The 12,758-nt window shown below is 55.6% G+C and carries 13 protein-coding genes; 6 read left to right on the top strand and 7 right to left on the bottom strand.

What is annotated here, in order from left to right:
* The 3 genes from hslU (at position 1) to rraA (ending at position 3,083) form a co-directional block, all read left to right on the top strand.
* Complete coding sequence (hslU, locus tag KCG39_RS19110) at positions 1-1,335, top strand: HslU--HslV peptidase ATPase subunit (protein WP_004127247.1); 1,335 nt, start codon at positions 1-3, stop codon at positions 1,333-1,335.
* Between the two features lie 243 nt (positions 1,336-1,578).
* The gene (menA, locus tag KCG39_RS19105; RefSeq protein ID WP_004127244.1) at positions 1,579-2,505 is read left to right on the top strand and encodes a 1,4-dihydroxy-2-naphthoate polyprenyltransferase; all 927 of its coding nucleotides are present in this window, start codon (positions 1,579-1,581) and stop codon (positions 2,503-2,505) included.
* A gap of 92 nt (positions 2,506-2,597) precedes the next feature.
* Positions 2,598-3,083, top strand: coding sequence for a ribonuclease E activity regulator RraA (gene rraA / locus KCG39_RS19100; protein ID WP_004127241.1), 486 nt, complete (start codon positions 2,598-2,600; stop codon positions 3,081-3,083).
* A gap of 59 nt (positions 3,084-3,142) precedes the next feature.
* Here the strand turns inward: rraA and pfkA are convergent, their stop codons facing one another.
* The 3 genes from pfkA to cpxP all read right to left on the bottom strand — a co-directional run bounded on the left by pfkA (position 3,143) and on the right by cpxP (position 5,857).
* Complete coding sequence (gene pfkA, locus KCG39_RS19095; RefSeq protein ID WP_004127238.1) at positions 3,143-4,105, bottom strand: 6-phosphofructokinase; 963 nt, start codon at positions 4,103-4,105, stop codon at positions 3,143-3,145.
* Between the two features lie 202 nt (positions 4,106-4,307).
* Entirely contained in the window at positions 4,308-5,204 is an 897-nt protein-coding gene (fieF, locus tag KCG39_RS19090) for a CDF family cation-efflux transporter FieF (RefSeq protein ID WP_142468539.1), read from the bottom strand.
* A gap of 149 nt (positions 5,205-5,353) precedes the next feature.
* Complete coding sequence (gene cpxP, locus KCG39_RS19085) at positions 5,354-5,857, bottom strand: cell-envelope stress modulator CpxP (protein ID WP_004127232.1); 504 nt, start codon at positions 5,855-5,857, stop codon at positions 5,354-5,356.
* A gap of 149 nt (positions 5,858-6,006) precedes the next feature.
* Between cpxP and cpxR the strand changes: the two genes are divergently transcribed.
* Both cpxR and cpxA read left to right on the top strand, forming a co-directional pair.
* The gene (gene cpxR, locus KCG39_RS19080) at positions 6,007-6,705 is read left to right on the top strand and encodes an envelope stress response regulator transcription factor CpxR (protein ID WP_004127228.1); all 699 of its coding nucleotides are present in this window, start codon (positions 6,007-6,009) and stop codon (positions 6,703-6,705) included.
* The gene (gene cpxA, locus KCG39_RS19075) at positions 6,702-8,075 is read left to right on the top strand and encodes an envelope stress sensor histidine kinase CpxA (protein ID WP_004107505.1); all 1,374 of its coding nucleotides are present in this window, start codon (positions 6,702-6,704) and stop codon (positions 8,073-8,075) included. The genes cpxR and cpxA overlap by 4 nt, the downstream gene beginning before the upstream one ends.
* A 92-nt stretch (positions 8,076-8,167) precedes the next feature.
* Here the strand turns inward: cpxA and yiiM are convergent, their stop codons facing one another.
* Both yiiM and sodA read right to left on the bottom strand, forming a co-directional pair.
* On the bottom strand, positions 8,168-8,842 hold the full coding sequence (gene yiiM, locus KCG39_RS19070; protein ID WP_139529983.1) for a 6-hydroxyaminopurine reductase: 675 nt from the start codon (positions 8,840-8,842) through the stop codon (positions 8,168-8,170).
* Positions 8,843-8,913: 71 nt separating this feature from the next.
* Positions 8,914-9,534 carry a superoxide dismutase [Mn] gene (sodA, locus tag KCG39_RS19065; RefSeq protein ID WP_004127220.1) on the bottom strand — a complete coding sequence of 207 codons (621 nt, stop codon included), beginning with the start codon at positions 9,532-9,534 and terminating at the stop codon, positions 8,914-8,916.
* 290 nt (positions 9,535-9,824) lie between these two features.
* On the opposite strand from sodA, the gene rhaT reads away from it, so the two are divergent.
* Positions 9,825-10,859: an L-rhamnose/proton symporter RhaT gene (rhaT, locus tag KCG39_RS19060; protein WP_004127216.1), complete on the top strand. Its 1,035-nt coding sequence runs from the start codon at positions 9,825-9,827 to the stop codon at positions 10,857-10,859.
* Between the two features lie 5 nt (positions 10,860-10,864).
* Here rhaT and rhaR read toward each other — a convergent pair whose 3' ends face one another.
* Complete coding sequence (rhaR, locus tag KCG39_RS19055; protein WP_004127212.1) at positions 10,865-11,713, bottom strand: HTH-type transcriptional activator RhaR; 849 nt, start codon at positions 11,711-11,713, stop codon at positions 10,865-10,867.
* Between the two features lie 74 nt (positions 11,714-11,787).
* Positions 11,788-12,624, bottom strand: a complete 837-nt coding sequence (rhaS, locus tag KCG39_RS19050) for an HTH-type transcriptional activator RhaS (RefSeq protein ID WP_004127210.1) — start codon at positions 12,622-12,624, stop codon at positions 11,788-11,790.
* Between the last annotated feature and the right edge of the window lie 134 nt (positions 12,625-12,758).

The following is a 12,758-nucleotide window of genomic DNA, read 5'->3' as shown; positions in this document are numbered from 1 at the left end:
ATGTCTGAAATGACCCCACGCGAAATTGTCAGCGAACTGGACAAACACATTATCGGCCAGGACGCAGCCAAGCGCTCCGTCGCCATCGCTCTGCGTAACCGCTGGCGTCGTATGCAGCTCAACGAAGAGCTGCGTCACGAAGTCACGCCCAAAAACATTCTGATGATCGGCCCGACCGGCGTCGGTAAAACGGAAATCGCCCGTCGTCTGGCAAAGCTTGCCAACGCGCCATTTATCAAGGTTGAAGCGACTAAATTCACCGAAGTCGGCTATGTTGGTAAGGAAGTGGACTCCATCATCCGCGATCTGACCGATGCGGCGATCAAAATGGTGCGCATGCAGTCCATCGACAAAAACCGCTATCGTGCGGAAGAGCTGGCGGAAGAGCGCATCCTCGACGTGCTGATCCCGCCGGCGAAAAACAACTGGGGCCAGGCCGAACAGCCTCAGGAACCTTCCGCCGCGCGCCAGTCTTTCCGTAAAAAACTGCGCGAAGGTCAGCTTGATGATAAAGAGATTGAAATCGATCTCGCGGCTGCGCCGATGGGCGTTGAAATCATGTCCCCTCCGGGCATGGAAGAGATGACCAGCCAGCTGCAGTCCATGTTCCAGAACCTGGGCGGCCAGAAGCAAAAACCGCGTAAGCTGAAAATTAAAGACGCGATGAAGCTGCTGATTGAAGAAGAAGCGGCGAAGCTGGTCAACCCGGAAGAGCTGAAGCAGGATGCCATCGACGCCGTTGAGCAGCACGGTATCGTGTTTATCGACGAAATCGACAAAATCTGTAAGCGCGGCGGCAACTCTTCCGGCCCTGACGTATCTCGTGAAGGCGTACAGCGCGACCTGCTGCCGCTGGTTGAAGGCTGCACCGTCTCCACTAAGCACGGTATGGTGAAAACCGATCACATTCTGTTTATCGCCTCCGGCGCGTTCCAGGTCGCCAGCCCGTCTGACTTAATCCCGGAACTGCAGGGTCGTCTGCCGATTCGCGTTGAGCTGAAAGCGCTGACCACCCACGACTTCGAGCGTATTTTGACCGAGCCGAACGCGTCTATCACCGTGCAGTATAAAGCGCTGATGGCGACCGAGGGCGTCAATATCGAATTCACGGAAGATGGCATCAAGCGTATCGCTCAGGCCGCATGGCAGGTCAACGAAACTACCGAGAACATCGGTGCACGTCGTCTGCATACCGTACTGGAGCGTCTGATCGAAGACATCTCCTACGATGCCAGCGAAATGAATGGCCAAACCGTCACCATCGATGCGGAATATGTCGGTAAGCATCTGGATGTTCTGGTGGCAGATGAAGATCTGAGCCGTTTTATCTTATAATCCGGTTCAATATATTTTCATCACACTAGATGGGGCTATAGATACCCTACTCATTCGAGTTGCGGGACAAAACGGTTAACCGTTTGAACAGACCTTACGCTGGCCCCGAAGGCCAAATTACGCGGCAAGGGAATTCATCCCCAGGAGTGTGCATAAGTACATGACTGGGGTGAATGAGCGTAGCCTACGTATCTGCAGCCTGAAGTATGAAGGGTAGGGCCCCATTTTTATTGGCCGGGACTTATGACCGAACACGCAATCACTCGCACCCAGGCCTGGCTGGAAAGCCTGCGCCCCAAAACGTTACCTCTGGCCTTTGCTGCCATTATTGTTGGCTCCGCGCTTGCCTGGCATCAGGGCAGTTTCGATCCCTGGGTTGCGCTGCTGGCCATCATTACCGCCGGTTTATTACAAATCCTCTCCAATCTGGCCAACGATTATGGCGACGCGATAAAAGGCAGCGATAAACCTGACCGTATCGGCCCGCTGCGCGGTATGCAGAAAGGCGCCATCACCCAGGCGCAGATGAAACGCGCGTTGATTCTTACCGTGGCGCTGATTTGTCTCTCCGGCCTGACGTTGCTATTCCTGGCCTGGCAAACCATGGCCGATTTTATCGGTTTTATGGTCCTCGGCGGTCTCGCGATCGTTGCCGCCATTACCTATACCGTCGGCACTCGCCCTTACGGCTACATCGGCCTTGGCGATATCTCCGTGCTGGTGTTCTTCGGCTGGCTTAGCGTCGTCGGGAGCTGGTATCTGCAGGCGCACAGCGTTGAAGCGGCCATTTTCTTACCCGCCACCGCCTGCGGTCTGCTGGCGACGGCGGTGCTGAATATTAACAATCTGCGCGATATCGACAGCGATCGTGAAAACGGTAAAAACACCCTCGCCGTGCGCCTGGGGCCGGTTAACGCTCGCCGCTATCACGCTTGCCTGCTGTTTGGCGCGCTGCTGTGCCTGGCGCTGTTTAACCTGATCTCGCTGCATAATCCGTGGGGCTGGCTGTTCCTGCTGGCGACGCCGCTGCTGGTTAAGCAGGCGCGTTATGTGATGCGGGAGCGCGACCCCGTCGCCATGCGTCCAATGCTCGAAAGAACCGTTAAAGGGGCACTGCTGACCAACCTGCTGTTTGTTATCGGAATTATTTGCAGCAGGCTTGCGGCTTAACTGACAAATATCAATTAACAATTGATGATTTTGCCAACAGCGTGATTCACGAGATATACTGAAAATTCTCGCAGCAACTGAACGTTAAGCCTATGAAATACGATACTTCCGAGCTTTGTGACATCTACCAGGAGGATGTCAACGTCGTGGAACCTCTGTTCTCCAACTTTGGGGGGCGCTCGTCGTTTGGTGGACAAATCATCACGGTAAAATGTTTCGAGGATAACGGGTTGCTCTACGATATGCTCGAACAGAACGGCCGTGGTCATGTCCTGTTGGTTGACGGTGGTGGTTCTGTTCGACGCGCATTGATTGACGCTGACCTGGCGCGTCTGGCCGTACAAAACGAGTGGGAAGGGCTGGTCGTGTATGGCGCGGTGCGTCAGGTTGACGATCTGGAAGAGCTGGATATCGGTATCCAGGCGCTGGCCGCCATCCCCGTCGGAGCCGCAGGTGAAGGGATCGGCGAAAGCGACGTGCGCGTCAACTTCGGCGGCGTCACCTTCTTTTCCGGCGACCATCTCTACGCCGATAATACCGGGATTATCCTTTCCGAGGATGCCCTGGATATCGAGTAGCTTCCCGCCCATAAAAAAGGCCTTCTCTCTGAGAAGGCCTTTTTGTTTCCGTTGGAAGCTTAGTACAGCTTCTTAGCGCAATCCAGCCAGTCGCTTTTGAACGGACGCTTCATGTTCTCAATAGCGTCGATAATGTCGTGGTGCACCAGCTTCTCGTTCTGAATACCGACGCAGCGGCCGCCGAAGCCCTGCAGCAGCAGGTCAATCGCGTACGCGCCCATGCGGGATGCCAGAATACGGTCATAAGGAACCGGAGAGCCGCCGCGCTGAATGTGGCCCAGTACGGTTGCGCGAGTTTCACGGCCGGTCTCTTTCTCGATGTAGTGAGCCAGCTCGTCGACGTCGCACATATGCTCGGTGATCGCCACAATCGCGTGCTTTTTGCCTTTGGCGATGCCCGCCTTAATTTCTGATACCAGGTCGTCGCGAGTGTATTCAACCTCAGGCACCATGATGAACTCACAGCCGCCGGAGATAGCTGCCGCCAGGGTCAGGTCGCCGCAGTAACGGCCCATCACTTCCACAACGGAAATACGCTGGTGGGAGGAAGAGGTGTCCCGCAGGCGGTCAATAGCCTCTACCACGGTGCTCAATGCGGTGAAGAAGCCAATGGTATAGTCGGTGCCTTTGATATCGTTGTCGATAGTGCCCGGCAGGCCGATGCAGGGGAAGCCCATCTCAGTCAGACGCACGGCACCCATATAGGAACCGTCACCACCGATAACCACCAGCGCATCCAGGCCGCGCTTTCTCATATTTTCAATGGCGACTGCGCGAATATGTTCTTCGCGGAATTCTGGAAAACGCGCCGACCCCAGGAAGGTGCCGCCGCGGTTGATCATGTCGGAAACGCTGTAGCGGTCGAGCTGAACCATACGATCTTCATACAGGCCGAGGTAACCGTCATAGATTCCAAAAACTTCCAGACCTTCCGTTAATGCCGCACGCACAACGCCACGAATTGCTGCGTTCATGCCCGGGGCATCACCGCCACTTGTCAACACACCGATTTTCTTAATCATGACTACCTCTGAACTTAGGAAGCAAAAAATAATCCTGTTGCCTGAAGCGCCCCTCACCAGGAGTGCACAACGATAATTGCAATAGTATATCAAACGCTTCTGGCTGAATTGATTCAGGTCAGACCAAATGGCGGTAATTTATACAAAAAATGCCGATCCGCCCCACACTTTTACATCGAGTTTACAGACTATAACCTAAAGATCATAAAACACCCTGCTGCCCTAACGGCACCACAGAGCAGGGGTCCTGGTGGATAATGACATCGGACCCGGGAAAACGGAGCAACAACGCCTGCTCCACCTGGTCGGCAATTACGTGTGCCTGAACCAGCGGGAGGTTATCTTCCATTTCCAAATGAATCTGAATAAAGCGAGTCGGCCCTGACTGCCGCGTTCGTAGATCGTGCGCCCCGCTGACGCCTGGCCACGCGGTCACGATATTGATAATTTCCTGGCGTTCCTCATCAGGAAGCGCGCGGTCTAACAACGACTGAACGGCGTCATAAGCCATGCGCAGCGCGCTATATAAAATATAGACGCCTATACCTAATGCAAACAGCGCATCAGCACGGTGCCAGCCGTACCAGGAGAGGGCCAGCGCCACCAGAATTGCGCCGTTCATCATAACATCAGACTGATAATGAAGCATATCCGCCCGTACCGCCTGACTTTGTGTTTTTCTTACGACCCAGCGCTGGAACGTGACCAGCAGCAGCGTGCTGACCAGCGCAATCAGCGTCACCACCATCCCAACGCCCGCCGCATTCATCGGCTCAGGACGAACGAGATGATCAATACCGGTCAAGAACAGAAACAGCGCCGAGCCGGAGATAAACATACTTTGCGCCAGCGCGGCCAGCGATTCCGCTTTACCATGGCCAAAGGTATGTTCTTCATCGGCAGGCTGCAGCGAATAACGCACCACCAGCAGGTTGGTCAACGAGGCGGCGATATCCACCAGTGAATCAACCAGCGCCGCCAGAATACTCACAGACCCGGTATACCACCATGCAAAAATCTTGATCAAAAGTAACGCAGAGGCCATCACCGTCGCCGCAATCGCCGCGCGGCTCACCAGCTGCCCATAAGATTGATTCATAAACGCTCCTTACTTCGCGATGCGCTTAGTATAACCCGATCTTTTACCGGGACGGGGAGGCAGGAGGGCGCTGAATAACGGGCAAAAAAAACCCCCACATCATGTGGGGGAAGACAGGGATGGTGTCTATGGCAAGGAAAACAGGGTTGTTACTGGGGTTGCAGGGTATTGCTACTACTCGAAAGCATCATCGCTGAGCCTTTATGCATCCGTGCAACCTCACGCAACTGATCCATTCGTTGCTGGTGCTTAGCGTTTAAAACCGCTTGCTGCTCTGGCGTTAGCAGGTGATACATCTGGTTGCGAACTTTTGCCATTTCAACCTGGCGGGCAACCTGTTCCTGCGCCATCTTATCTGCCTGAGCGCGTACAGCGTTTTCATCAAAATTTTCTGCGGTGACAAGGCGATGCATTGTCTCCATTTCGCTAACATTAACGGGTGGCCTGTCGTGGCGTGCCCGCTGCATAAGATCTCGTAACTGTTGCCGTTGGTGTTCAGTTAAACTTATGCCGTCAAACATATGGCTCTGGCTGCTGCGCTGGACCCCTTCGTCTCCGGGAAGCCAGTTAACGCTGGTGACGACTTCAGCGGCTTGGCTATATGCACTTAGCGCCAGCGTTGAGGCCATGACGGCAGCGATAACATTGCGCATCACATACTCCCAAAACGTTTGTGTCGCGATTCAACGAGAGAGAGTTTACGATGCAGGCTGCAAACATGCGTCAGGGGGTGTAAAACAACGTAAAGTCATGGATTAGCGAGCCTTGATGACGTAATTTCTGCCTCGGAGGTATTTAAACAATGAATAAAATCCTGTTAGTAGATGATGACCGGGAGCTCACCTCCCTGTTAAAAGAGCTGCTCGATATGGAAGGTTTTAATGTGCTCGTCGCCCATGATGGGGAACAGGCGCTGGCCCTTCTGGACGACAGCATCGATTTACTTTTGCTTGATGTGATGATGCCGAAGAAAAACGGTATCGACACGCTCAAAGAGTTGCGTCAGACACACCAGACCCCGGTTATCATGCTAACGGCCCGCGGGAGCGAGCTGGATCGCGTTCTCGGCCTCGAGCTGGGCGCGGACGATTATTTGCCTAAGCCGTTCAACGATCGTGAGCTGGTGGCGCGTATACGCGCGATTCTGCGCCGGTCGCACTGGAGCGAGCAGCAGCAGACAACCGAAGCCGGGTCACCGACGCTGGAAGTGGATGCGCTAAGCCTTAACCCCGGTCGCCAGGAAGCCAGCTTCGATGGTCTGACCCTGGAACTGACCGGCACCGAGTTCACCCTGCTCTATCTTCTGGCGCAGCATCTTGGCCAGGTGGTATCGCGTGAGCATCTTAGCCAGGAAGTGCTGGGTAAACGCCTGACGCCATTCGATCGCGCGATCGACATGCACATCTCCAACCTGCGGCGCAAGCTGCCGGAGCGCAAAGACGGCCATCCGTGGTTTAAAACCCTGCGCGGACGCGGCTATCTGATGGTATCGGCTTCATGATTGGAAGTTTAACCGCACGCATCTTCGCTATTTTCTGGCTCACGCTGGCGCTGGTGTTGATGCTGGTTCTGATGCTGCCCAAGCTGGACTCGCGCCAGATGACCGAGCTGCTGGAGAGCGAGCAACGTCAGGGCATCATGATTGAACAGCACGTCGAGGCCGAACTGGCGAACGATCCGCCAAACGACCTGATGTGGTGGCGTCGTCTGTTTCGCGCCATCGATAAGTGGGCTCCGCCGGGCCAGCGTTTGCTGCTGGTTACCAGCGAAGGTCGCGTTATCGGCGCCGAGCGCAACGAAATGCAGATTATCCGCAACTTTATCGGCCAGGCGGATAACGCCGACCATCCGCAGAAAAAGCGCTATGGTCGTCTGGAAATGGTCGGGCCTTTTTCCGTCAGGGATGGAGAAGATAACTACCAGCTCTATCTGATTCGCCCTGCCAATACATCACAATCAGACTTCATCAATCTGCTGTTCGATCGGCCGTTACTGCTGCTGATCGTCACCATGTTAGTCAGCGCCCCGCTGCTGCTGTGGCTGGCGTGGAGCCTGGCGAAACCCGCACGTAAGCTGAAAAATGCCGCCGATGAAGTCGCCCAGGGCAACCTGCGTCAGCATCCGGAGCTGGAAGCCGGTCCGCAGGAGTTTTTAGCCGCCGGGACCAGTTTTAACCAGATGGTGACCGCGCTGGAGCGCATGATGTCCAGCCAGCATCGTCTGCTGTCCGATATCTCGCACGAACTGCGCACGCCGCTGACCCGCCTGCAGTTAGGCACCGCATTGCTGCGCCGCCGCAGCGGGGAAAGCAAAGAGCTGGAGCGCATTGAGATGGAAGCGCACCGGCTGGATAGCATGATCAACGACCTGCTGGTGATGTCGCGCAATCAGGCGAAAACCGCGCTGGTCAGCGAAACGGTGAAAGCCAACCAGCTGTGGGGCGAGGTGCTGGATAACGCCGCCTTTGAAGCCGAACAGATGGGGAAATCGTTCACCGTCGAGTATCCGCCGGGGCCCTGGCCGCTGTACGGTAACCCCAATGCGCTGGAGAGCGCGCTGGAAAATATCGTACGTAACGCGCTGCGCTATTCGCATACCAAAATTTCAGTGAGCTTCTCGGTGGATAAAGACGGAATTACGGTTAACGTCGATGATGACGGGCCGGGCGTGAGTCCGGAGGATCGCGAGCAGATTTTCCGTCCGTTCTACCGTACCGATGAGGCGCGCGACCGCGAGTCTGGCGGTACCGGCCTGGGTCTGGCGATTGTCGAAGCGGCGATTCAACAGCACCGCGGTTGGGTAAAAGCCGACGACAGCCCGCTGGGCGGCCTGCGTTTAACCCTCTGGCTGCCGCTGTATAAGCGCACCTGATGCCCCCGGCCTGCGCTTCGCCAGGCCGGGTTCGAAACGGGGAGCCCGGATAAAGCGCAAAGCGCCGCCATCCGGGAACGCGCACGGAAGCGCTATTTTCCCCACAATCTCCGCGAATTATTCTCGATCTGCCCGCTTAAACGCCGCTTCTGCATCGTTCTGCTCCAGCTTACCGACAGCCCCGCCGCGGAAAGTAAACGTCGGTACTGGTCATCATCGAACGGCATCTGCCAGGCGATGGTGCCCGCTTCGTGAACGCTGACGTCGCTGAGCCGGGATACCAGCGCCAGCGGCGCATCGCTGGAGACTTGCCCACCCGCCACCACCCGATACAACCAGCCGGTTTTACCGCTGTTCTGCATAAGCTGGGCCATATCGCTGACGGCAAAATGATAGTTGAGCTTGAAGCAGGGAGAGCGCGGCTGCGTCACCTGGATCAGCGCCTCTCCCCAGCGGAAGATATCGCCGATGTAGACATTTTTTTCCGTCAGCCCTTCGGTCGAGAGATTCTCGCCAAACGCCGGGGCGCAGAAAAGATCCGCCTGCTGCGGAAGTTCAAGCGCCCAATGGGCATAGTGTTCTCGGGGATAGTGGCACAGCGCGCGGTCCGGTCCGCCGTGAATTTTCTTCTCGGCCTGCTCATCGCCCTCCAGCCCCAAATCGCCGAGGATCAGTTCACCATCGACCTGGACTTTCCCGATGGCGCTTGGACGGCTGCCGTCGTAATCCCTTACCTTGCCCACAAAGACATTCACCGGATAGTGCATCGCTGCTCCTTTGCTGCGGATATAAAAAAAGCGAGTCATCAGACTCGCTTCTCGCTCAGCACAATGCAACCTTATTTTTTGGCGGCAAAACGCGCTGCGGCTTCGTCCCAGTTCACGACGTCCCAGAACGCTTTGATGTAGTCCGGGCGACGGTTCTGGAATTTCAGGTAGTAAGCGTGTTCCCACACGTCCAGGCCGATAATCGGAAAGCCGGAAGCGCCGGAGATAGCTTCACCCATCAGCGGGGAGTCCTGGTTAGCGGTAGAAACCACCGCCAGCTTGTCGCCTTTCAGCACCAGCCACGCCCAGCCGGAGCCGAAACGGGTCGCAGCCGCTTTTTCAAATTCCGCTTTGAAGTTGTCAACGGAACCGAAATCGCGCTCGATAGCCGCTTTCAGGTCGCCCTGCAGGGTGGTACCGGTTTTCAGGCCTTTCCAGAACAGGCTGTGGTTAGCGTGGCCGCCGGCGTTGTTACGCAGAACGGTTTTTTTGTCTGCCGGCAGCTGATCCAGTTTGGTAATCAGCTCTTCTGCGGACAGGCTCGCGAATTCAGGCAGGCTTTCCAGCGCCGCGTTGGCGTTGTTCACGTAGGTCTGGTGGTGTTTAGTGTGATGGATTTCCATCGTCTGCTTGTCAAAATGCGGTTCCAGGGCGTCATAAGCGTACGGCAGGGCAGGCAGTGTGTAACTCATAATCATCTCCATTATTGTCGAGCGGCGGAAAGTGTTAATGCCGCGTAAGCAGTTGGTTCATTATAGTTAATTAAATGATATTGAAAACGCTTATCAATGCCGTATTTTTAATAAGGTTATAACAGGGGGGATTGATGTCGTTTTGTGATACAGAACAACTAATTAAGTTTTTGGTTGCCAGGTTCAGGCTTCCGGTGGCAACAGCTTAAAGGCGGAAAAACTGACCGATTTTTACACTCACCGGGTCGGAAGAAGATTTATCCGATAAAAAATAGATGAGGATAAAATCAATGAATCACGCGATTACGATGGGTATTTTTTGGCATTTGATAGGTGCGGCCAGTGCAGCCTGTTTCTATGCCCCGTTCAAGAAAGTTAAACATTGGTCCTGGGAAACCATGTGGTCTATCGGCGGTATTGTCTCCTGGCTGATCCTCCCCTGGGCCATCAGCGCCATGCTGCTGCCCGATTTCTGGGCCTATTACGGCTCTTTTAACGCCTCCACGCTGCTGCCCGTTTTCCTGTTCGGCGCCATGTGGGGTATCGGTAATATCAACTACGGCCTGACGATGCGCTACCTCGGCATGTCGATGGGGATCGGCATCGCCATTGGTATCACGCTGATTGTTGGCACCTTAATGACGCCGATTCTTAACGGTCAGTTTGCTGTTCTCATTAACACCAAAGGCGGCCAGATGACGCTGCTCGGCGTGCTGGTCGCGGTGATTGGCGTGGGGATCGTCACCCGCGCCGGCCAGTTGAAAGAGCGCAAAATGGGCATCAAAGCCGAAGACTTCAACCTGAAAAAGGGGCTGGTCCTGGCGGTGATGTGCGGCATCTTCTCGGCCGGTATGTCGTTCGCCATGAACGCCGCCAAGCCGATGCATGAAGCGGCCGCCGCGCTCGGCGTTGACCCACTCTATACCGCGCTGCCAAGCTATGTGGTGATCATGGGCGGCGGCGCGCTGGTTAACCTCGGCTTCTGCTTTATTCGTCTGGCAAAAGTGAAAAACCTGTCGATAAAAGCCGACTTCTCGCTGGCAAAACCGCTCATCGTCAGCAATATCCTGCTTTCGGCGTTAGGCGGCCTGATGTGGTATCTCCAGTTCTTCTTCTATGCCTGGGGCCACGCCAGTATTCCGGCGCAGTACGACTACATGAGCTGGATGCTGCATATGAGCTTCTATGTGCTGTGCGGCGGCCTGGTGGGTCTGATACTGAAAGAGTGGAACAACGCCGGTCGTCGTCCGGTGGGCGTCCTCAGCCTCGGCTGCGTGGTGATTATTATCGCCGCCAATATCGTTGGTCTGGGAATGGCGAACTAGCGTCGTCAGGCGGCGGTGCGACTGCGCTGCCGCCACTGCCCTGGCGTCATGCCTATCTCGCGGTTAAACACCACCGAAAAGTAGTTGCTGTCTTCAAACCCGCACTGCATCGCCACTTCGCCAATCAGCCGTTCGGTATGCTGCAGCAGATACTGTGCGTGACAGATGCGCAGCTGGCGCAGGTAGTGGTTGATGGTCATCCCCGTCTGCTGACGAAACTGCTGACGCAGCGCGCGTTCGCTGCACCCTTCGCGCTCGCAAAAACGGTCAAGAAAGAAGGGACGATTGAGGCTGCCCGCCAGCTCGGTGAGCAGCTTATCGAGCAGCGCTTCGCTTTGGGTTGCCGCCAGATTATCGGTGGCGTAGCGATAGCGCTGAAGAATAAGCGCCAGCTGCGCAAACAGCAGTTCGGCCATATTATTGGCCTGCGCATCGCTGCGGCTGCTTTCATGCTCCAGCTGGGTAATCACCTGCCTGACCTGGGCCATGCCGCTGCTGCCAATCCGCCAGTGCGGAACCCACGGAGTGCCGAACAGACCGGGAATGTGCGCCGCCCAGTCAAAGTTAAGCCGCAGCCGGTCCGGGCAGTAAATGACGTTTTGCAGGACGAGATCGTTCACCGAGGCGTAGGAGTGTTTGTCTTCCGCGCGGATATAGAACAGATCGCCGCGGGTAATCCGCCACGGGCGATCGTTAAGGACGTGCAGGCCGTTCCCCCGCCACACCAGCACCAGTTCGCAGAACTCGTGGGTATGCTCGGCGAAGACGTTTTGCGGATAGCGATCCGCTACCGCCACCGCCTGAGCGGGGGAGGCGAAAAATTCATCTTTGCGAAGAATCAGCTGACCTGCCACGACATCAACTCCGGACGCGAAAAAACGAGTCATTATTCGCGTTTATGCCTGCTAAAACGTTGACTGCTCTCGCGTTACTGAAGAATGGCGTCGCGTCCCTGGCGAATATCACGCGGAGACCAGGCAAACTCCCGGCGAAAAAGCGTCGAAAAGTGGTTACTGTCGCCGAATCCACAGCGATAGGCGATATCGGTCACACTATCATCGCTATGGCGCAGCAGATGGCGCGCCTTCATCAACCGCACCCGATTCAGATAGCGCTGCGGCGTCAGTCCGGTTTGCTGTTTTAACTGGCGATGCAGGGTTCGCAGGGAGAGTGAAAACCGCGCCGCGACCTCTTCCCAGCAGATATCTTCGGCAAAATGGTCTTCCAGCCAGGCCATTAAATGGTTCAGCCGCGCCTCGTTGTCCGACGCCCCTTCGGCCAGACTGCTTTTACGCAGGTGCACCAGCAGCTGCATAAATAAAATCTCGCGGCTGGCGATAGCGTGCATATCCGCATCCGCGCCGACCTCCTCCATCTGATCCACAATCTGGCGCACCTGCTGCAAAGCGCTCTGATTAACCCGCCAGTGCGAAAGGTAATTTCCCTCTTGCTCCTGCGGCAGCAGCGCGTTCAGGCCGGACAAAAAGCGAAACGCGTCCGGCGCGCGATAGAGCACATTGGTCAGGCACAAATTATCGGTATGTTCGTAGAGATGGCGGTCGTGATCGCGAATAAAGCAGACCGAACCGCCGCTGATGGTGTAGGGCTGGCCGTTGAAAACGTGAATTCCCGTACCGTGTTCCACAATAACAATCTCATGAAAATCATGGTGATGTTCAGGAAAAGCGGATTGCGGGAGCCGCGGCTCAATGGCGACAGCTGAAACGCCGGACTTAAAGAAATCCACACTGTGCAACATGGTCATAGCAGCTCCTCGAAATGAGAAATGTTATCAATCAGTGGAGCAAATAGTAATTAAGGGGCGGCGATCCGGCCTTCAATTTTTGACCGTAAAATTCGTAAAGCCTGCCGCTTTTTCAAGAAATGACGGGAAAGATC

This window comes from Klebsiella pasteurii (assembly GCF_018139045.1).
Classification (GTDB): Bacteria; Pseudomonadota; Gammaproteobacteria; order Enterobacterales; family Enterobacteriaceae; genus Klebsiella; species Klebsiella grimontii.
Note: the sequence above shows the minus strand (reverse complement) of the source record. Positions and strands in the feature narration are given on the sequence as shown.

Coding starts and splice junctions, on each gene's coding strand:
- hslU (WP_004127247.1), top strand. CDS start 1: ATGTCTGAAATGACCCCACGCGAAATTGTCAGCGAACTGGACAAACAC.
- menA (WP_004127244.1), top strand. CDS start 1,579: ATGACCGAACACGCAATCACTCGCACCCAGGCCTGGCTGGAAAGCCTG.
- rraA (WP_004127241.1), top strand. CDS start 2,598: ATGAAATACGATACTTCCGAGCTTTGTGACATCTACCAGGAGGATGTC.
- pfkA (WP_004127238.1), bottom strand. CDS start 4,105: ATGATTAAGAAAATCGGTGTGTTGACAAGTGGCGGTGATGCCCCGGGC.
- fieF (WP_142468539.1), bottom strand. CDS start 5,204: ATGAATCAATCTTATGGGCAGCTGGTGAGCCGCGCGGCGATTGCGGCG.
- cpxP (WP_004127232.1), bottom strand. CDS start 5,857: ATGCGCAATGTTATCGCTGCCGTCATGGCCTCAACGCTGGCGCTAAGT.
- cpxR (WP_004127228.1), top strand. CDS start 6,007: ATGAATAAAATCCTGTTAGTAGATGATGACCGGGAGCTCACCTCCCTG.
- cpxA (WP_004107505.1), top strand. CDS start 6,702: ATGATTGGAAGTTTAACCGCACGCATCTTCGCTATTTTCTGGCTCACG.
- yiiM (WP_139529983.1), bottom strand. CDS start 8,842: ATGCACTATCCGGTGAATGTCTTTGTGGGCAAGGTAAGGGATTACGAC.
- sodA (WP_004127220.1), bottom strand. CDS start 9,534: ATGAGTTACACACTGCCTGCCCTGCCGTACGCTTATGACGCCCTGGAA.
- rhaT (WP_004127216.1), top strand. CDS start 9,825: ATGAATCACGCGATTACGATGGGTATTTTTTGGCATTTGATAGGTGCG.
- rhaS (WP_004127210.1), bottom strand. CDS start 12,624: ATGACCATGTTGCACAGTGTGGATTTCTTTAAGTCCGGCGTTTCAGCT.